This window comes from Agrobacterium sp. Ap1 (genome assembly GCF_017313375.1).
GTDB lineage: Bacteria > Pseudomonadota > Alphaproteobacteria > Rhizobiales > Rhizobiaceae > Neorhizobium > Neorhizobium cellulosilyticum.
Window position 1 is genome coordinate 450,085 of record NZ_JAFLMY010000003.1, and the last position, 17,950, is coordinate 468,034.

A 17,950-nucleotide genomic window follows, 5' to 3' on the forward strand; every position below is an offset into this window, starting at 1 on the left:
CCCAAAGGCATAGTTGTGCTGGGATGAAGATCCCGGGCCCTCCTCAAGGCCTGCGTCAATTTGTAACGCCGTTGACGAACCGAAACAAGGGTGACGTTCGACTGCTGCACATCTTCTGCGAGTGGAGCCTTCCGTGATCTGTATCGATTCTGCGACAGGTCGCTTGGCGCGTCAGGTTCTGTCCGGTTGCGGCGCGGGGTTAGGCTCTCCGGTAAATTCGCGCACGATACCCATGAAAGTCCGCATGAAACGCTCCATGATCGATAGCGACCGGTCAACCTCCGCGTCGCTCGGCAATCGCCCCGGCGGTGTCTGGCTGAAGCGTTCCTCGAGCGCCGTTACGCGTTTTTCCAGGAGGTCGAGTTCCTTCTCATACGCCGCGCGCTCGTCCGGTGCCATCCGGCAGGTCAACTCGTTGTTTTCTTGGCCGCAGGTGGTGATCGCCCCGGTCTCCGTGTCCAGCCGCACGATGCCCTGGTCCGTCTGCTCAAGCTGGAACCTCTGCTGTGCCTCTGTCCCCGTTGAAAAGAGCAAGGCACCGGTCAGAGAGGCGGCAGCAATGCTGATTGCCGAAATGCGCATTTTGTCTCCTCCGATAGTAATGGACTTTTAGCCGCCTTTGCGGCAAACGATCCGCAACGCCGCTTATCTGCTCTAACGGGTTCGCAGGCCTCAAAGTTCTCACAGGCCCTAAATCTCAATGGAGATGTGTGATGACGGATACCGTTTACAAGATCGTGCCCGAAACCATCTGGCGGGAAGCCAAGGCGAGGGGCGTCTTCGAAGGGGCCGAGATCGATCACCGTGACGGTTATATCCATTTTTCCACCGGCACCCAGGCACGCGAAACGGCAAGACTGCATTTCGCCGGCATGACCGGACTGATGCTGGTCGCGGTGGATTCGCGTCCTCTTGGCGAAGACCTGAAATTCGAGCCGTCCCGTGGCGGCGATCTTTTCCCTCACCTTTATGGCAGCCTGCCGCTTTCGGCGGTGATCTGGGAGATGCCACTCCTGATCGGCGTTGACGGCCAGCATGCCTTTCCGGAGAAAATGCCATGATTGGCCGCCTTGCGGGAATTGCCTCCCGCAGCCTTTTCGTTTTCGATCCCGAAATCGCCCACAACCTGTCGATTGCCGCTCTGAAAACCGGTATCTCGCCTGTCTGTCCGCCAAGGCCCGATCCACGTCTGGCACAGACAGTTGCCGGCATCCGGTTCGAAAACCCGGTCGGTCTCGCCGCGGGTTACGACAAGAATGCCGAAGTGCCGGATACGCTTCTGAAGCTCGGCTTCGGCCATGTCGAAGTCGGCACGCTGACGCCGAAACCGCAGGTGGGCAATGACAAGCCGCGGCTTTTCCGCCTGGTCGAGGATCGCGCCGTTATCAACCGCTTCGGCTTCAACAATCAGGGCCATGACGCGGTGTTTTCGCGCCTCAGCGCCCGTGGCAACGCAAAGGGCATCGTTGGGGTCAATATCGGCGCCAACAAGGACAGCGCCGATCGCATCGCCGATTACGTTCTGGGCATCCGGCGTTTCTATTCGCTGGCGACCTACTTCACCGTCAACATTTCCTCGCCCAACACACCCGGCCTGCGTGACCTGCAGGCGCGTGAAAGCCTGGCAGCGCTTCTTTCCGCTGTGCTTGCTGCCCGCAATGAAGAGGCGGACCGGGCCGGCAAGCGCCTTCCTGTCTTCCTGAAGATCGCGCCGGACCTGACGGAAGAAGGCCTCGACGATGTGGCTGCAGAAACGCTGGCCCATGATCTCGACGGCCTGATCGTTTCCAACACCACGCTTTCGCGCGAAGGCCTGAAGGATCAGGTTCAGGCAAAACAGGCCGGCGGCATGTCCGGTGCTCCGCTATTCGCCAAGTCTACGGCGGTGCTCGCCCGCATGCGCAAGCGTGTCGGATCGGACCTCCCGATCATCGGTGTCGGTGGCGTGGGAAGCGCCGAGAACGCATTGGAAAAGATCCGCGCAGGTGCCGATCTCGTTCAGGTCTATTCCTGCATGGTCTATGAAGGGCCAGCCCTGCCAGGCGATATCAATCGCGGTCTGTCGAAACTGCTGGACCGTGACGGCATCGCTTCGATCCGCGATCTGCGCGATAGCCGCGTCGATCACTGGGCCTCGCAGCCGATCTAATCAGCCCGAAAGCACCATGGCCCAATAGGGCCTGCCGTCCTTGGCCGGCGCCATGGCGACGCCCAGCCCGCGATAGTTCCCGAGCATGTTTTCCAGATGCTTGGGACTGTCGATCCAGGCCTGCACTGCGGCTTCCACCGATTTCTGCCCGGCTGCGATGTTTTCCGCTGCCGGCAGCGCCACATCGCTCTTCTTCATCCGGGCGCCGAAATCGTCACCGAAGCCGATCAGGTGCTTCATCTCCTGCGCCTTCGCCATCCGGATCGCTTGGATACCTGCCGCCTTGCGCGCCGACGTATCGAGAGAAAGTCCCGAAAGTCCCTTGGATGCGCGCAGCCTGTTGACCATCGGCAGTGCAGCTACCGTATCGTCCTCGGAACCCGGCGTCGGCGTCATGACGGCGGTCGTGGAACAGCCGGCAAGCAAGAGGCCAGTACCGCCAAGCGTCAGGCCGGAAAGAACGAGAAAACCCCGTCGAGAAGGAATGGAAAACTCGGTCATGTCAGCGACGATAGCTTATCAGTCGTAGAACCACGAAAACCGGGATGACCACGATCGCGCCGAGAAGCAGGTAGTTGCCGATGTCGCCCAGCGCATCGAATCCGTTATGCAGGATATCGTAGAAATGGTAGCGCAGGCTGCCGATGATATTGTTCGGCGTGTAGCCGAAAAAGGCGAGCACGAAACCGACGATCAGGCAGACCACGATCAGCTTGATGATCGTCCGGCCGATCGAGTCGCCGAGAAACCTGTTCACACCATCCGCCATTCTTGACCGTCTCCGTTGCTTCAAATGCCATAGCCGCGGCGACGAGCGCCTGCAACCGTCAGATAGGCATTGACGTTCGCCTCTCAAATAGAACTTGAGTTTTTTTGTGGCTTCGGCGATGAGCGGCATGATTTCAGGACAATATCGATGAGCCAGTTCTCTTCCGGCGATGTGATCGCCGACCGTCGTGCCGATTACGCTCGCATGTTGGCGGAAGGTCGCGACTTCGCCGCTGCCGCCGAACTGATGGAACAGGCGCTGGAACTCGCGCCCGGTTGGGCTGCAGGCTGGTTTCGTCTTGGAGAATATCGCGAGAAGGCAGAGCTGGAGACGGTGGAAGACGCCTATCGCCGCGTGCTCGAACTCGAACCCGAAGACGTGTTCGGCGCAAGGCTGAAACTGGCCGTCATCGGCGCGGAGGAAGCGCCGAACCAGCCGCCGAGCCGCTATGTCGAAAGCCTGTTTGACGAATATGCCGAGCGCTTCGATAACGCGCTGCTCGAAAAGCTCGATTATTCCGTTCCCGGCAAGCTCGCTGCAATCGTGCTTCCCCATGCGCCCTTTGCCCTGACGGTCGATCTCGGCTGCGGCACGGGGCTTTTTGGCGCGGAAATAAGGGAACAAACGGCGCGTCTGGAGGGCTTTGATCTCTCCACCAATATGCTCGCCAAGGCCGAAGAAAAAGAGCTTTACGATCATCTCGGCCAGTCCGACCTCAGCCTTGCCGACGAAGAAAGCGGCCTGTTTAGCCCCGGTCTTCCCCGGCATCGCGCGGATCTCGTATCGGCCGCTGACGTGCTGATGTATCTCGGTTCGCTGGAAACCGTCTTTCCGCTGGTCGCCGATCTGCTCGTTCCTTCCGGCCTGTTCGCCTTTTCGGTTGAGGATGCGGCAGAGGAGGAGGGGTTCGTGCTGCGCGATAGCCTCCGTTATGCCCATTCGGAGGCCCATATCCGGCTGCTGCTTGCCCATTACCGGCTGGAGCTTCTGGCAATCGAGCGTACCACCATTCGCATGGATGCCGGAAAACCGATCAAGGGCATATTGTTTCTGTCGCGCAAAACCGCCTGAACCGGCGTTTTCTTGCGATTTCGCTTTGAGCACTCACGCGTTGTTGATGACGCTTGATGAAGCCGCTATCGCAATGCACAATTGCTGAAAAGCCGGCGCGAAAACCGGACGGGACTAAGGGGAACAATTTGGCTGACCAACAGAGCGCGCAGAAGCGTCGGCTGGGCTTTTACAGCCTCGATCCGGCCCGACACACCAAGCTGGAAGATGCTCAGGGTATGTTCATCAGCGCCATGGTCGCAGCGCTCGGCCTTTATTTTCTCAGCCAAGCCGGGTTCCTCACCAGCGGTACTGCAGGCATCGCCTTCCTGCTACACTACGCTTTTGATATCCCCTTCGGCGTCCTGTTCTTCGTCGTCAATCTGCCCTTCTATTATCTCTCGTTCAAACGCCTCGGCATCGGCTTTTCCTTCAAGACCTTCGTCGCCATCCTGATGGTTTCCTTCATCACCGAGCTCGAGCGGAAATTCATCGTCATCCAGCATCTCGATCCGTTCTGGGCGGCACTGCTCGGCGGCATCCTGATCGGCTTCGGTCTGCTCGGTCTTTATCGCCATCGTGCCTCGCTCGGCGGCATCGGCATTCTCGCCATCTATATCCAGGATCGGTTCAAGATACCGGCAGGCCTCGTCCAGCTCGGTTTCGATCTCTGTGTCATGGCCGCCGCATTTTTCGTCGTCAGCCCCATGACGGTCCTCTGGTCGCTGCTGAGCGCCGTCGTCTTGAATTTGCTTCTAACCATCAACCACCGGTCCGACCGGTATATCGCGGTGCGCTGACATGGCGGACGCGGCGGACAAGAAAAGCCCGATCGGCTTCTGGGCCTCGTCGACGGAAAAGCACTCGATCATCGAGGATATCCAGGGCGTCGTTGCCGGTTCCATGCTGGCAGCCCTCGGCGTCACCATGCTTGCGGCAGCCCACCTGTTGATCGGCGGCACGGCCGGTCTCGGTTTCCTGCTGCGCTATTCGGTCGACGTCAGCTTCGGTACCGCCTTCTTCGTGCTGAACCTGCCCTTCTACTGGCTGGCATACAAGCGCCTCGGCCTCGTCTTCACGGTAAAGACCTTCGCCGCCGTCGCGCTTACTTCCGTGCTCACCGGCATCCTGCCGAAACTCATCACCTTCGACAGCATAGATCCGATCGCAGCCGCCCTCTTCGGCGGTCTTCTGATCGGCTGCGGCATGCTCGTTCTCTTCCGTCACCGCGCCTCGCTCGGCGGTTTCGGCATTCTGGCGCTCTATCTGCAGGACAGGCTCGGCTGGCGGGCCGGTTTCGTGCAACTGGGGCTGGATTGCGTCGTGCTCTTCCTGTCCTTCTTTGTCGCCAGCCCATTTGTCATCGCCTGCTCCATCGTTGCGGCGGTGACGCTGAACCTGACGCTCGCCATCAACCACCGCACCGATCGGTATATCGTCCGCTAGCTCAGCCCCGTCAGGCGGCGTTCGCCACCTTGTCGATCGGGTGCTGCGAGCGGAAGCCGACGGCCAGACGGTTCCAGATGTTGATCGCGCCGATCGCCACCGTGATCTTGACCATTTCCTCCTCGGTAAAATGCGCCTTGAGCGGTTCATAAGCACTGTCCGGAATGCCGGTCTCGGCAATCTTCGTGACCGAGTCGACCCAGCCGAGCAGGGCGCGTTCGCGCTCGTCATAAACGGGCGATTCCCACCACACGCTCATCAGGTTGATCCACTGTTCGGAAAGCCCGTCATGGCGGCTTTCCTTCACACGCATATCGACGCAGAAGGCGCAGCCGTTGATGATCGAGGCGCGAAGCTTGATCAGGTGAATGAACCGGCGCTCCAGGCCGGATTTCTGCACATAGTCTTCCAGCGCCATGACGGCTTTGTAGGCTTCCTGGCTGGCTTTGAAGGGGTTGAAACGCGGATGCATGGTTTTATCCTTTCGGGCAATTCCAGCAAAAGTGCATTACGGTTTTGCGTCCGGAATTGCGTTAAAATGATCTAGGGCTATGGCCTATCCACGGGCCGATTTGCGTTCGTTGATTTCCATGAAGGCGCAGCCGCGGGCGGCGATCCCGCCGTCATCGTCTGCTGCAAGATCCGCCAGGATCGATGCCATCGTCACCTTGGCGAGTTCGGCGCGATAGGCCTTTTCAGCCTTCAGCATCGCCGCATTGATTCCGCAGGGTTTCGAAAAATACCGCCCCGGCAGCGGGTTTGGCCCACGCTGACGGATTTCCGCGCAGCGAAAGGCCGGTGCCGGCCCTTCCACGGCCAGCACGATGTCGAGCAGGCTGATCCGGTCCGGTGTTTGCGCCAGCCGGTAGCCGCCTTTCGGGCCGGGCACGGTGGCAACGATACCGGCACCCGAAAGCGCCTGTAGGTGCTTCAGGAGATAGCTGGTTGAAACGCCGTGAAAATCGGCAAGCGCCGCTGCAGACAGGACCCCGCCTTCCGAAAGGCCGGAGAGCATACCCACACAGTGGATTGCCTGTTCAACGCCGTCACTCAGTTTCATTTCCATCTCCTAATCACGGATAAAATTTATCCATGATTATTGGTCGCGAGTCAAGAGGCCTTCTTTTTGGCGTCGGAAGGCTTATCTCTTGAGCGTGGATCTCGTCGAAACCAACCCCTCCGGCAATCAGGCCGCGACCCTGCCCAGGCCGTTCCTCAAATGGTTCGGTGAAAAGGGCTGGCAGCCGCGCGCTCATCAGCTGGAGCTGCTCGCCCGCGCTCAAGGCGGCGAGAACATGCTGTTGATCGCGCCAACCGGTGCCGGCAAGACGCTTGCCGGTTTCCTGCCTTCGCTCACCGATCTGGTGGCCCGCGGAAAGATCCCGCCCGGTTCCGCCTTCACCGGCATCCACACGCTCTACATCTCGCCCTTGAAGGCGCTGACTGTCGATATCGAGCGCAACCTGATGAAGCCCGTCACCGAGATGGGCCTTGCCGTCACGGTCGAAAACCGCACCGGCGACACGCCGCAATCGAAGCGCCAGCGCCAGAAGCTCACCCCGCCCGATATCCTTCTCACCACTCCGGAACAGGTGGCGCTTCTGCTCGCCAACAAGGAAGCCGGGCGTTTCTTCAAGGATCTAAAATACATCGTCCTCGACGAACTGCATTCGCTCGTCACATCCAAGCGCGGTCATCTCCTCTCACTCGGCCTCGCGCGTCTTCGCAAACACGCGCCCGGAATGCAGACGATCGGCCTCTCCGCCACGGTCGCCGATCCGATGGACCTGCAACGCTGGCTCGTTCCTCAAGGCGAAAACCCGGCACCTCCGGCAGGCCTGGTTCATGTCACAGGCGGTGCCGCTCCCGACATCACCATTCTGGGCACGGAGACCCGCATCCCTTGGTCAGGCCACGTCTCCACCTATGCCATCCCGGAGGTCTACGAGGAGATCAGGCGCCATAAGACCACGCTGATCTTCGTCAACACCCGCTTCCAGGCGGAACTTCTCTTCCAGTCGCTCTGGACCATCAACGAGGACAATCTGCCGATCGCGCTGCATCACGGCTCGCTCGATGCCGGCCAGCGCCGCAAGGTGGAGGCTGCGATGGCCGATAACAGGCTGCGCGCCGTCGTCGCCACCTCGACGCTCGACATGGGGCTGGACTGGGGCGATGTCGATCTGGTCGTCCATGTCGGCGCGCCCAAGGGTGCATCGCGACTTGCCCAGCGCATCGGCCGCGCCAATCACCGCATGGACGAACCGTCCAAGGCCATTCTCGTCCCCGCCAACCGCTTCGAAGTCATGGAATGTCAGGCTGCGCTGGACGCCAATTATCTCGGCGCGCAGGATACACCGCCGGTAGGCGAGGGCGCGCTCGATGTTCTCGCCCAGCATGTTCTGGGCATGGCCTGCGCCGAATCCTTCGATCCGGTCGAACTCTATGACGAGATCACCTCCGCCTCGCCCTATGCCGGCCTCTCCTGGGAAATGTTCGAACGGATCGTCGATTTCGTCGCTACCGGCGGATACGCTTTGCGTTCCTACGAGCGTTACGCGAAGATCAGGAAACAGGAGGACGGCCGCTGGCGCGTTTCCAACCCGCAGATCGCCCAGCAATACCGCATGAACCTTGGCACGATCATCGAGGCAGCCGAACTCAATGTCCGGCTGGTAAAGCGCAATGCCAAAGGCACATTGGGCAGGGGCGGCATGTCGCTCGGCAAGGTCGAGGAATATTTTCTCGAACAGCTCGTCCAGGGCGACACCTTCCTGTTCGCCGGCAAGGTACTGCGCTTCGAAGGCATCCGCGAAAACGAATGCCTCGTCTCCAACGCTCATTCGCTGGACCCGAAAATCCCCGCCTATGCCGGCGGCAAGTTTCCGCTCACCACCTATCTGGCAGACCAGGTCCGCGCGATGCTCGCCGAACCCGAACGCCGCGCAAACCTGCCCGATCAGGTCCGCGACTGGCTGAATATCCAGCTCGAACGCTCGATGTTGCCAAAGCAGGACGAGTTGCTGATCGAGACCTTTCCGCGCGGAAAACGCTTCTTCATGATTGCCTATTGTTTCGAAGGCCGCCTGGCGCACCAGACGCTCGGAATGCTGCTCACCCGCCGTCTCGAACGTCTCGGCGCCCGCCCGCTCGGCTTCGTCGCCACCGATTATTCGCTCGCCATCTGGGGCTTGAACGATCTCGGCGCGATGATCGCCGATGGCTCCCTGAGCCTCTCCGACCTCTTCGACGAGGACATGCTGGGCGATGATCTCGAAGCCTGGCTCGACGAAAGTTATATGCTCAAGCGCACCTTCCGCAATTGCGCCGTGATTTCCGGTTTGATCGAACGTCGTCATCCGGGCAAGGAAAAGACCGGCCGTCAGGTCACGGTCTCGACCGACCTGATCTACGATGTGCTGCGCTCCCACGAGCCGGACCACGTGCTTTTGGAGGCGACACGCCGCGATGCCGCTTCCGGGCTTCTGGATATCGGTCGTCTCGGCGATATGCTGTCCCGAATCAAGGGCCACATCACCCACCGTGACCTCGATCGCGTCTCGCCCCTGGCGGTGCCGATCATGCTGGAGATCGGCAAGGAGCAGGTACCGGGCGAGGCGCATGATGCGGTGCTGCAGGAGGCGGCGAATGAATTGATTGCGGAGGCTGGATTGTCCACCGTTTCGGTTGGCGATCGCCCCTCACCCTAACCCTCTCCCCGCAAGCGGCGCGAGGGGACTTGCCCTGCTCGGCGTAGCGGATCGGGGCTGTACGGGTGCCACAAGTCTCCTTCTCCCCGTCAGTACGGGGAGAAGGTGCCCGGCAGGGCGGGTGAGGGGCAGCCCTCGACATTGACAGGAAAGACGAAACGACCTTGATGCACCGCCTCGGGCTTAGCCCTCGCACCATCGTAACAGGCCAACCCACCGGCGCCGAGGAAATCCTTGTCCACGGCATCGCCGCTGTCTGCGATCCGCTGGGCGGCCTTTACCTGCCGGAAACGCAGACCCTCGTCGTCTCCGACCTGCATCTGGAAAAGGGCGCGGCCTTCGCCCGCCGCGGCATGATGCTGCCGCCTTATGACACGATCGCCACGCTCAACATTCTCGCCGCCGTCATCGCCCGCTACGAGCCGAAACTCGTCGTCTCGCTCGGCGACAATTTCCATGATCGTAGCGGCTCCGAACACCTGCCGGCGGACCTGAGAAAAATGATCACGGACATGGCGCGCGGCCGCGACTGGATCTGGATCAACGGCAACCACGATCCCGACGGAACCACCGACCTGCCGGGCATATCGAGCGACGAACTTCTTTATGGGGGGCTGGTTTTTCGCCACGAACCCCGCCTGATTTCGGCAAAGGGCGAGATTGCCGGGCACCTCCACCCCGCTGCTACCGTCCGGCGCCGCGAAAAGTCGGTTCGTCGCCCGTGTTTCGCCAGCGACGGCCACCGCCTGCTCATGCCGGCCTTCGGCGTTCTCACCGGCGGCCTCGATCTCCGCCATCGGGCCATGCAGGGCCTGTTCAAGCAGGAAACGCTTGTCGCCCATCTCCTCGGCCGCGATCGCATCTATTCGGTGCGCTACGGCAGCCTGATGGGCTGATATGAATCAAACGGCGAAGGTAGTGGCCGTCCTCTGTGCGGTTCTAGTGTTGATCGCTGCAGTCGGATATCGGTCCAATCTGATCATCCTGCGGGTCGACCGAGAAGATTTCTTGGGTGGCCGGCTATCGGTATGGGACAGCCTCCTCCAGCTCCCACCCGGCAGCGGGCGGACATGGACAGTCATCCGCGCCGAGGATGGAGAAGCCGAGTTCAGTTTGGAATGCAACGACGGTCGGCATGTCCACGCTGGCTATCTTGAGGGAGGTGCGCTCCAATATGTGAGCGTCGCCATAACCGACTGTCGATTTGATGACAGCGGAACCTCCACTATCATTCTTTTCTTGCCGCTGGATGTAGCCGAACGTCTGTTCTCTTACCTGTAAACAAGCACCGGCAGTTTCGATCCGGCAAGCACCTTCATCGTCACGCTACCGAGCATGAATGCCTTGAAGCCTGAACGTCCGTGCGATGCCATCACGATCGCGTCGCAGCCATATTTTTCTGCTGTCTTGACGATGCAGCCGGCCGGATCGACGCTCTGGAGCTTTATCGCTTCGCAGGTCAGATCGCGCTGTGCGGCGGCCGCTTTCGCATCGGCCAGAATGCCGTCTGCCTGTTCGTTCGCGCGCTGCTCGTATTCGGCATAGGCGATATCCATGCCGACGGGATAGACGGTAAAGACCTGCAGCGGTTCTATCACCGCCAGCACCGTTACCTGAGCGCCGCTTTCGCGTGCGAAATCGAGCGCCTTTTCGAGTGCCTGCGTCGATAGCGGCGAACCATCGGTGGGGATGAGGATATGTTTGAACATTTTATTGACCTCCTTGAGTGACCTCCCTGGTCAAGATCATCTTCGCACCGGCGCATTGTCGCACATTGACCTGTCTCAAACCGAAGTGCTGCTCCCAAAGGGGTTCACGCCATCCTTCAGCCACGAGAGCGTATCCTTCCAGAAACCGCCGGCATGGCGGGAGTGGAAAAGGCTGAAATGCCCGATTGCATCGAGCCCGTAATGCAATGGCGATAGACTGGCTTCGATCCGCTCGGCATTGCAATAGTAGGAAAGCGTCCGCCGGATCGCCGCGGCCGAACCGATATCATCATCGGTCACGCAGATCGCCAGGATCGGCGCCGTGACGGCGGCAAATCGCGAAAGCACAGCCTCGCGTTCATACTTCGGATGCGTCCGCTCCATTCGCGGCCCGCGAAAGCTCCATTCATTGGCGACACCAGCCGGAAGATCTTCCAGCCAGCCAAGCTTCCTGCCGGGAAAATACCCGTAGATCGCGGTCAAGGCAGGCATCACCATGTGCCAGCGCCAGAACAACCTCGATCGATGCCCTGCCGCATAATCTCCCCACCAGGCATATTGCGCCCCCATCGTCAGCATCCGGTCTATCCGGTGCGCTTCGGTAGAAAGCCCCGGCAGGTAACCACCGATACTGTGCCCCACTACCATCAACGGAAGTTCCGGCGCTCTTTTGGTCATGAACCGCAGCGCCGCATCGAAATCCTGCTGACCCCAGTCCCGCCAGCGATACCCGCAGCCGCGCAGGGTTTCCGGCCGCGACAGACCGATGCCGCGATAGTCATAGGTCAATACATCGAACCCTTCGCCGGCAAGGAAGTCCGCGTAATAGTGATAATAACGGGCAAGCACGCCAGTGGCGGCGTTGATGATCACGCGAGCGATTGGCCTTCCTCGCGCTGGCCAGATATGACCGTTCAGTATCACGCCGTCCCGGCAGGTCAGGCTTGTCGAAATCCCGGTTGGGCGGGATGTCGATTGCGCGATTTCGGCCATGCGATCCTCCCGGCTGACTTCCCCGCAAGGCGGAGAATAGTCGGGCAAACCGGCCACGCAATTATCCCAAGGCAGGGGTTGCGCCTTTCCGGCCGCCCGGTGTCAACGCGCCAGCTTGGCAAACCCCTTGGCCAGGATCGGCCCGGTCGGCCGCCCGGTCGGTGATCCCCCGGCCTGTTCCAGCGTGATTTCGTAAAGTTGCGCATCCTGCGGTTTCGGCAGCGTCGATCCGCTCAACTGTGCGGAATGAGCCTCTTCCAGAAGGCCGAGCGACATCGGCCCCATCTCGCGGGAAGGAAGCGTCCAGACCTGCATCGTCTTGTCCTTGGGCACACTGAAATCCGCCAGAAGCCGGATGCTCGCAGTATCGTTGCCGAAATCCTCGACCACCGCCTGAACCTCACCGGCCTCGTTGACAAGCACCGCCACGACCAGCGGCTCGACCGTGCGCGTCACGCTCCACACCAGACCCACGGCCAGGATCAGCGAGGCGGCGATCGCTGAAATGGCCGTCGACCGCCAACCGGAGCGAACATTGTCATTACCCGCTGTCGGAACTCTCGGCGACACGGAGGCGATGGATGGCACCTCCACCGCGGCCTGTTCCGGCAGCCGGGCCTCGATGGCTTGCCACAGAACCGGAGACACGGCGGCCGGATCGACATTGGTGTCGAGTGGCAAAAATCGCTCGCGCGCTTCCGCAACGGCTGTGGCAAGCGTGGCATTGCGCTCGATCTCGTTTTCCACCTCCGCCACGTCTGTTTCGCTCAGCAGACCAAGCACATATTCGTCGGCGATATGGGCAACATTTTCGGTAGCGAACTTCATGCCATGCACTCCCGCAGCGTCAGGAGTCCGCGCCTTATCCAAGACTTCGCCGTGCCGAGCGGAAGTTTCAGCCGACCGGCAATTTCCCCGTGGGTATATCCGCTCACATAGGCCATCAATATGCCGCGCCGTCTCGTCTCTTCCAGGCGGCCAAGGCACTCTTTCAGCCGGCTGTTATGGTCGAGCCTGTGCCACGCCGCCATGATCTGTTCCAGTTGCTCGGCGTCCTGAATGGTCTCCAGTTGATCTTCCGTGATCAGGTCTTCCCGGCTCCCGTCTCTCAGCATGTTGAGCGCCCGGTTGCGCACGATCGCGTAGATCCAGCCGCGCGCCGACCCTTGCTCTGGCCTGTACTGATGCGCATGTGTCCAGATGCGAATGAACGCTTCCTGCACGACTTCTTCGGCAAGCTCACGGCGTTTGACGATCCGCTGTGCCACCGTCACCAGCCGGCCGGCCTCTGCATCGAATATGTCGCGCAACCCGCGCCGGTCGCCCTTGGCGCAGGCGGCAAGCGCCGCCTTGAAGTCCGTCGATTGGTCTGTCACCAAGGCCAGGCTGTCCTCTCTCCCCGAATAATCGCGCAGTTGCGAATATTCCATCTCTGCAGTTTTAGCGACGGACATGCGCTCGTCCAGAGTTTCACGTTTCCCGCAGTCATCCTGAGACTGCATATGGAAGACACGCCCGATGCGGAAATGGATGCGCGGCAAATAAATATTTTCAACGGCTGCATCCAAAGGCGTCCCGCCATGTGTCTACACATCGGGAGTGCTTCAGAGGCCGTGTGCCCTACCGCTCTTCATCATGCTGGAAACACAACGGGAGAGACAAAATGAAAACCCTTCGCACCGCGCTCGTCGCGTCCACCATGCTTGCCGCGTCTGCTGCCGCTGCAATGGCGGCCCCGGTCCTCGGCCTCACCGGTGACAAGACGCTCGTCATGTTCGACACCGCAAAGCCGGAAGTGACCAAGACCATGGATGTCACCGGCGTCGACAAGCTGGTCGGCATCGATTTCCGCCCCGGCAACAAGACGGTCATCGGCGTCACGCCCGATCACGCGATCGTCTCGATCAATCTCGAAACCGGCACTGCAACCGAAGTCGCCAGGATGGACAAGATGCTGACCATGACGGAAGCCCCGGTCGTCGTCGACTTCAACCCGATGGCCGACCGTCTTCGCTTCATGACCGGCACCACCAACCACCGTGTCCACCCGGATACCGGAGCAGTCACGGTCGATGGTGCTCTGGCTTTTGAAGAGGGCGATATGCACAAGGGCGAAACCCCGAACATCGTCGCGGCGTCCTACACCAATTCGATCGGCAAACCCGAAAAGACGGCGATGTACAATATCGATGCCACCATCGGCGCATTGATCCAACAGACCAAGCCGAATGACGGCACCCTGAAGGCGATCGGCAAGCTGGGCATCAAGCAGATGCCGGCAACATACGCCTTCGACATCCACGGTGAGGAAGGCGGCAAGAACACTGCTTATCTGGCCGCAAACAAGATGCTCTATACCGTCAATCTTGAGACCGGTGCGGCCACCGAAATCGGCCCGATCACCGGCACTGAAAACGAGGTGCGCGACATCGCCATCCTCCCGGCCATGTAATCATGTGCAAAGGTTGGGGCGGAGTTCCGGCTTCGCTTCAGCCTGCCTCTAAATCTCGCCTGACATTTCGCGCCGCCGCCGGTCCAGCTCTTCCGTGTAACGCCGCAGCGTGTGGCTTTCGGAAAGCTGCCCGATCACCTTGCGCTCGATCTGGTTGTTCACCACCGCCAGCGCTTCCGCCTCCGTCCGGTCGAACATTGCTGCCGCCTGCTTGGCATTCATGCCTCTAAGCAGCACGTCGTTCTTGTAGCGGATGAACGAGGAAAGCTCCGGTTTCTCCTCGCCGCCTTCGGTCGCCGCCGAATAGACTTCCGGAGTGAGAATGATCCCGACATATCTTTCGGTCTCGTCGATCACGATCACCCGCTGCGTCGAACCGATCGGAAAATCTTTGCGGAACTCGTCGAGCGTCATTCCCGCCTGCGCCGTCTTCACATCGGAACGCATCAGCTTGTCCACCGTCAGGTTGCGGATCCAGCCGATATCATGCGCGCTTCTGATCCCTTCGCCGCGCAGGTGAAAACGCCACGTCGCGAACGAGTAGCCGAAGCTGGTGCGCACAACGACCGATGACGTGATGACCGCCGCAAGCGCCAGCGCGGTGATAGGAAAGTCGCCGGTCACTTCCAGCGCCAGAAACGTCATCGTCAGCGGTCCGCCGATCACCGCCACCGCCATCGCACTCATCCCGACAACCGCATAGATCACAGGCGTCAGCGTTGCATGGGCAAACAGGAACGGCGTCGAATAGGCAAACAGTTTTCCGATAAGCGCGCCTAAAAACAGCGAGGCGAAGAACAGGCCGCCACGGAAGCCGGCGCCGATGGTGATTGCCGATGCAACGGACTTGAGCAGCAGAAGTCCGATCACCGCCCCGATCGCCATGTGCTGGTTGAGGCTTTCGTGCAGCGCGCCGTGTCCGGCCGAAAGCACCCGCGTATCGGTCAGCGCCAGCAGCCCAACGATCAGTCCTCCGAGCGCGGGACGGAAGACGGGGGAGATCGAGCTTTTGCGCGCCTGTTCCTCGACCTTCGAGACACCTTTCATCAGCAGGATGCCGCAGCCCGCACACACAATCCCGAGCATGACGGCTGGAAGATAGTCTGCCGGAACGACCGTGCCGATCTCGCCGATATCGATCATGAATTCGTCGCCGACGAAAAGCCGTGTCACGAAGGTCGCGGCCAGTGCCGCGACGACCACCGGCGCAAGGCTGACAATCGTATAGGTGCCGATGATCAGCTCGAAAGCGTAGAAAGAGCCCGTCAGTGGTGCGTTGAACGCCGAAGCGATTGCGCCTGCCGCCCCGCAGCCAACGAGAATGCGCATGTCCGAGCGGCGCAATTGCAGAATGAGACCGATCTTCGAGGCGATACCGGACGAAAGCTGCGTATAGCCGGCCTCCAGTCCTATCGAGGCGCCAAAACCGTTGGAGATCAGGTTCTGTACCGCAACCACGATACTGTCCGTCAGCGACAACCGGCCGCCATGCAGTGCGTTGGCCTCGATCGGGTCGACCATCGGCTTTTTGCGCCACTTCTTCAGAATCAGGAACACGATCCCCATCACCACGCCGCCTGCGGCCGGTGCCCAGAGCACCACCATCGGATCGAGCGAGGTTGACGCGCTAAGCCTCTCGTCGGGACCGATCCCGAAGATCAGCACCTGGACCTCATGGGCGATGAAACTCATCGCCGCCACGGCAAGCCCGGCAAGCACGCCGACCACAGCCGCCATCGCGATCAGGCCGAATTCGCTGCGCCTGATCAATATGCGCAATTGGGTCGGATGCAGCAGGTGGCGCCAATCGGGCAATCGATCTGGCAGGCGGTCGAGGAGGCGTTTCAACATCTTGGGCAGTCTGGGTTTGCGATATCGATCGCTAACTAGTGTAGGTTTCGCCGAAGCAAAGACGGCGGCAACAGGTCGGAGGTGATCAATCCTTGCGGAAGACGATGCTGGCACCCCAGCCGGTTACCAGCGCAATCAGCACGCAGAGCAGGCCATAGGCAAACGGCTGGTTATGAGCAGTATCGGTTATCGCCTGTTCGAGGCCGGTCTTGACCACACGGAGCGGAATTTCGCGCTGGGTCAGCAGCGTACCGCTCTTGAACAGATAGGCGCGCACGATATGCACCCCGTCCGGAACATTGGCCGGCAGCCTGAGCGAGGCGCGGAACAGACTGGATGAGACGAAACGAACGCCGCTCGCTTCCTTCTGGTAAAGGCCTCCAGCCAGCTTCAGCCGTCGATAGGCCTCGCGGAAATCGGAAAGCTCACCGACATCGCGGATATAGCCAATCGGGTTGAGCGCCAGATGTTCGATGCCGACACCGGCCGTATTGATCGGCGGCAATTGCGTCGGGTCGTCGAGCTGGCGGGTGCTGGCGATCGAATAACTCTCCGGCACCTGCTCGAAGATCATCGAATCCGTGTTCACCCACACGCCGAAGATGCGCTCCTTCTTGCGCACGGTGGCATAGTCGCGCGGGCCTTCGAGCGTGACGATGATGTCATAGCTGCCGATCGCGAGCAGTAGTTCGTCCGGATTTGTCATCGCCCCGAACACGGTCAGGTCGGCCCCGCGAAAATCCGAGGCGATCGCGATCTCGTTGGTCGAAACCCCGATATCGAGCCCTTCCTTGGCGGTCGAAGCCTCGCCCATTGGGATTTGCGCAAATCCGTTGGTCGCAGGGATCAGCAGCAGCGAGAAGAGGAGGGCGAGACGGCAAAACATCAGTAACCGATCCCTCCGACTGCAACCGAATAGAGATCCTGCGGCCGGATGAACAGGCCGACGGCAAGGCGGATGCCGACCGCCAGAACCAGCAGCGCCAGAAGCGCGCGCAGCTGTTCGCCGCGCAGCTTCTGCCCGACGCGTACGCCGTACTGTGCGCCGATAACACCCGCCACCATCAGGATGAAGGCAAGCACGATATCGACGGAATAGTTGGTCGCCGCCTGCACCATGGTCGTATAGGCGGTTACGAAGATGATCTGAAACAGCGACGTCCCGACAACGACATTGGTCGGGATGCGCAACAGATAGATCATCGCCGGCACCATGATAAAGCCGCCGCCGACACCCATGATCGAGGTGAGGATGCCGATCAGGAAACCGAGCGTCACCACCGGAATGGCCGAAAGATAGATCCTTGACTTCTTGAACCGCATCTTCAGCGGCAGCCGGTGCACCCAGTTGTGCTGGCCGGGACGCTTCAAGGGAAGCGGCTGGTTCAGCTTCGCCTTTCGCATGGCGCGCAGGCTTTCCTGCAGCATCAAAAGGCCGATCGTCGTCAGAAGCACGACGTAGAGAAGCGAGATAAACAGGTCGAGCTGGCCGATGCTGCGCAGCCACGAGAAGATCCACACGCCGACCGTCGCCCCGACAAGACCTCCCACAAGCAGCACCATACCGAGCTTCATGTCCAGCGTGCCGCGCCGGAAATGGGTGATCGCGCCGGAAACGGAGGAGGCGACCACCTGGTTCGCCCCGGTCGCGACCGCAACGACGGGCGGAATATTGTAGAAGATCAGGAGCGGCGTGATCAGAAACCCGCCGCCGACGCCGAACATGCCGGACAGGAAACCGACGGCCGCACCCATGCCGAGGATGATGAAAATATTCACCGAAAGCTCTGCTATGGGCAGGTAGATCGTCACGGTTGACCC

General features: G+C 60.5%; 21 protein-coding genes. 9 read left to right on the plus strand and 12 right to left on the minus strand.

The genetic code is table 11. The features are described from left to right. Positions 1-171 precede the first annotated feature (171 nt). Positions 172-582, minus strand: coding sequence for a hypothetical protein (locus JZX87_RS08415; protein WP_206825048.1), 411 nt, complete (start codon positions 580-582; stop codon positions 172-174). Positions 583-713: 131 nt separating this feature from the next. Between JZX87_RS08415 and JZX87_RS08420 the strand changes: the two genes are divergently transcribed. Together JZX87_RS08420 and JZX87_RS08425 are read left to right on the plus strand one after the other, a co-directional pair. After that, the gene (locus JZX87_RS08420; RefSeq protein ID WP_148148298.1) at positions 714-1,061 is read left to right on the plus strand and encodes a DUF952 domain-containing protein; all 348 of its coding nucleotides are present in this window, start codon (positions 714-716) and stop codon (positions 1,059-1,061) included. Beyond that, a complete protein-coding gene (locus JZX87_RS08425; RefSeq protein ID WP_206825049.1) occupies positions 1,058-2,149 on the plus strand; it encodes a quinone-dependent dihydroorotate dehydrogenase in 1,092 nt (363 codons plus the stop codon). Before JZX87_RS08420 ends, JZX87_RS08425 begins: the two co-directional genes overlap by 4 nt. Here the strand turns inward: JZX87_RS08425 and JZX87_RS08430 are convergent, their stop codons facing one another. Beyond that, positions 2,150-2,650 carry a CAP domain-containing protein gene (locus JZX87_RS08430; protein ID WP_206825050.1) on the minus strand — a complete coding sequence of 167 codons (501 nt, stop codon included), beginning with the start codon at positions 2,648-2,650 and terminating at the stop codon, positions 2,150-2,152. A gap of 1 nt (position 2,651) precedes the next feature. Continuing rightward, positions 2,652-2,918, minus strand: coding sequence for a DUF6460 domain-containing protein (locus JZX87_RS08435; RefSeq protein WP_183823443.1), 267 nt, complete (start codon positions 2,916-2,918; stop codon positions 2,652-2,654). Positions 2,919-3,059: 141 nt separating this feature from the next. Here JZX87_RS08435 and JZX87_RS08440 point away from each other — a divergent pair, with 141 nt between their 5' ends. The 3 genes from JZX87_RS08440 (at position 3,060) to JZX87_RS08450 (ending at position 5,414) form a co-directional block, all read left to right on the plus strand. Next, complete coding sequence (locus JZX87_RS08440) at positions 3,060-3,989, plus strand: class I SAM-dependent DNA methyltransferase (RefSeq protein ID WP_206825131.1); 930 nt, start codon at positions 3,060-3,062, stop codon at positions 3,987-3,989. Between the two features lie 218 nt (positions 3,990-4,207). Further along, the gene (locus JZX87_RS08445) at positions 4,208-4,768 is read left to right on the plus strand and encodes a YitT family protein (protein ID WP_286194263.1); all 561 of its coding nucleotides are present in this window, start codon (positions 4,208-4,210) and stop codon (positions 4,766-4,768) included. 1 nt (position 4,769) lies between these two features. After that, complete coding sequence (locus JZX87_RS08450; protein ID WP_206825052.1) at positions 4,770-5,414, plus strand: YitT family protein; 645 nt, start codon at positions 4,770-4,772, stop codon at positions 5,412-5,414. 10 nt (positions 5,415-5,424) lie between these two features. Here the strand turns inward: JZX87_RS08450 and JZX87_RS08455 are convergent, their stop codons facing one another. Both JZX87_RS08455 and JZX87_RS08460 read right to left on the minus strand, forming a co-directional pair. Beyond that, on the minus strand, positions 5,425-5,886 hold the full coding sequence (locus tag JZX87_RS08455; RefSeq protein WP_206825053.1) for a carboxymuconolactone decarboxylase family protein: 462 nt from the start codon (positions 5,884-5,886) through the stop codon (positions 5,425-5,427). An 84-nt stretch (positions 5,887-5,970) separates the two neighbouring features. After that, the gene (locus tag JZX87_RS08460; protein WP_206825054.1) at positions 5,971-6,474 is read right to left on the minus strand and encodes an RrF2 family transcriptional regulator; all 504 of its coding nucleotides are present in this window, start codon (positions 6,472-6,474) and stop codon (positions 5,971-5,973) included. An 88-nt stretch (positions 6,475-6,562) separates the two neighbouring features. Here JZX87_RS08460 and JZX87_RS08465 point away from each other — a divergent pair, with 88 nt between their 5' ends. The 3 genes from JZX87_RS08465 to JZX87_RS08475 all read left to right on the plus strand — a co-directional run bounded on the left by JZX87_RS08465 (position 6,563) and on the right by JZX87_RS08475 (position 10,405). Then, complete coding sequence (locus tag JZX87_RS08465; RefSeq protein WP_210349008.1) at positions 6,563-9,124, plus strand: ligase-associated DNA damage response DEXH box helicase; 2,562 nt, start codon at positions 6,563-6,565, stop codon at positions 9,122-9,124. Between the two features lie 164 nt (positions 9,125-9,288). Beyond that, a complete protein-coding gene (gene pdeM / locus JZX87_RS08470) occupies positions 9,289-10,020 on the plus strand; it encodes a ligase-associated DNA damage response endonuclease PdeM (protein WP_502711304.1) in 732 nt (243 codons plus the stop codon). A gap of 49 nt (positions 10,021-10,069) precedes the next feature. Further along, positions 10,070-10,405, plus strand: coding sequence for a hypothetical protein (locus tag JZX87_RS08475; protein ID WP_206825055.1), 336 nt, complete (start codon positions 10,070-10,072; stop codon positions 10,403-10,405). Here JZX87_RS08475 and JZX87_RS08480 read toward each other — a convergent pair. The 4 genes from JZX87_RS08480 to JZX87_RS08495 form a co-directional block, all read right to left on the minus strand. Beyond that, positions 10,396-10,833, minus strand: a complete 438-nt coding sequence (locus tag JZX87_RS08480) for a universal stress protein (RefSeq protein ID WP_148148291.1) — start codon at positions 10,831-10,833, stop codon at positions 10,396-10,398. The genes JZX87_RS08475 and JZX87_RS08480 overlap by 10 nt on opposite strands. 75 nt (positions 10,834-10,908) lie before the next feature. Next, the gene (locus JZX87_RS08485; RefSeq protein ID WP_206825056.1) at positions 10,909-11,826 is read right to left on the minus strand and encodes an alpha/beta hydrolase family protein; all 918 of its coding nucleotides are present in this window, start codon (positions 11,824-11,826) and stop codon (positions 10,909-10,911) included. 102 nt (positions 11,827-11,928) lie between these two features. After that, a complete protein-coding gene (locus JZX87_RS08490; RefSeq protein WP_206825057.1) occupies positions 11,929-12,654 on the minus strand; it encodes an anti-sigma factor in 726 nt (241 codons plus the stop codon). Then, on the minus strand, positions 12,651-13,202 hold the full coding sequence (locus tag JZX87_RS08495) for a sigma-70 family RNA polymerase sigma factor (RefSeq protein ID WP_343062449.1): 552 nt from the start codon (positions 13,200-13,202) through the stop codon (positions 12,651-12,653). Before JZX87_RS08495 ends, JZX87_RS08490 begins: the two co-directional genes overlap by 4 nt. Positions 13,203-13,489: 287 nt before the next feature. Between JZX87_RS08495 and JZX87_RS08500 the strand changes: the two genes are divergently transcribed. Beyond that, complete coding sequence (locus JZX87_RS08500) at positions 13,490-14,278, plus strand: DUF4394 domain-containing protein (protein ID WP_206825058.1); 789 nt, start codon at positions 13,490-13,492, stop codon at positions 14,276-14,278. Positions 14,279-14,326: 48 nt separating this feature from the next. Here JZX87_RS08500 and JZX87_RS08505 read toward each other — a convergent pair whose 3' ends face one another. The 3 genes from JZX87_RS08505 to JZX87_RS08515 all read right to left on the minus strand — a co-directional run bounded on the left by JZX87_RS08505 (position 14,327) and on the right by JZX87_RS08515 (position 17,941). Beyond that, entirely contained in the window at positions 14,327-16,129 is a 1,803-nt protein-coding gene (locus JZX87_RS08505) for a chloride channel protein (protein ID WP_206825059.1), read from the minus strand. Between the two features lie 85 nt (positions 16,130-16,214). Beyond that, positions 16,215-17,015, minus strand: coding sequence for a TIGR02186 family protein (locus JZX87_RS08510; RefSeq protein WP_183823417.1), 801 nt, complete (start codon positions 17,013-17,015; stop codon positions 16,215-16,217). After that, positions 17,015-17,941, minus strand: coding sequence for a sulfite exporter TauE/SafE family protein (locus tag JZX87_RS08515; RefSeq protein ID WP_206825060.1), 927 nt, complete (start codon positions 17,939-17,941; stop codon positions 17,015-17,017). Before JZX87_RS08515 ends, JZX87_RS08510 begins: the two co-directional genes overlap by 1 nt. Positions 17,942-17,950: the final 9 nt, after the last annotated feature.

Bases quoted from the DNA above. Each gene is read 5' to 3' on its own strand.
- JZX87_RS08430 (WP_206825050.1), bottom strand. From the start codon at position 2,650: ATGACCGAGTTTTCCATTCCTTCTCGACGGGGTTTTCTCGTTCTTTCC.
- JZX87_RS08415 (WP_206825048.1), bottom strand. From the start codon at position 582: ATGCGCATTTCGGCAATCAGCATTGCTGCCGCCTCTCTGACCGGTGCC.
- JZX87_RS08445 (WP_286194263.1), top strand. From the start codon at position 4,208: ATGTTCATCAGCGCCATGGTCGCAGCGCTCGGCCTTTATTTTCTCAGC.
- JZX87_RS08420 (WP_148148298.1), top strand. From the start codon at position 714: ATGACGGATACCGTTTACAAGATCGTGCCCGAAACCATCTGGCGGGAA.
- JZX87_RS08435 (WP_183823443.1), bottom strand. From the start codon at position 2,918: ATGGCGGATGGTGTGAACAGGTTTCTCGGCGACTCGATCGGCCGGACG.
- JZX87_RS08480 (WP_148148291.1), bottom strand. From the start codon at position 10,833: ATGTTCAAACATATCCTCATCCCCACCGATGGTTCGCCGCTATCGACG.
- JZX87_RS08490 (WP_206825057.1), bottom strand. From the start codon at position 12,654: ATGAAGTTCGCTACCGAAAATGTTGCCCATATCGCCGACGAATATGTG.
- JZX87_RS08510 (WP_183823417.1), bottom strand. From the start codon at position 17,015: ATGTTTTGCCGTCTCGCCCTCCTCTTCTCGCTGCTGCTGATCCCTGCG.
- JZX87_RS08460 (WP_206825054.1), bottom strand. From the start codon at position 6,474: ATGAAACTGAGTGACGGCGTTGAACAGGCAATCCACTGTGTGGGTATG.
- JZX87_RS08450 (WP_206825052.1), top strand. From the start codon at position 4,770: ATGGCGGACGCGGCGGACAAGAAAAGCCCGATCGGCTTCTGGGCCTCG.
- JZX87_RS08500 (WP_206825058.1), top strand. From the start codon at position 13,490: ATGAAAACCCTTCGCACCGCGCTCGTCGCGTCCACCATGCTTGCCGCG.
- JZX87_RS08425 (WP_206825049.1), top strand. From the start codon at position 1,058: ATGATTGGCCGCCTTGCGGGAATTGCCTCCCGCAGCCTTTTCGTTTTC.
- JZX87_RS08485 (WP_206825056.1), bottom strand. From the start codon at position 11,826: ATGGCCGAAATCGCGCAATCGACATCCCGCCCAACCGGGATTTCGACA.
- JZX87_RS08455 (WP_206825053.1), bottom strand. From the start codon at position 5,886: ATGCATCCGCGTTTCAACCCCTTCAAAGCCAGCCAGGAAGCCTACAAA.
- JZX87_RS08505 (WP_206825059.1), bottom strand. From the start codon at position 16,129: ATGTTGAAACGCCTCCTCGACCGCCTGCCAGATCGATTGCCCGATTGG.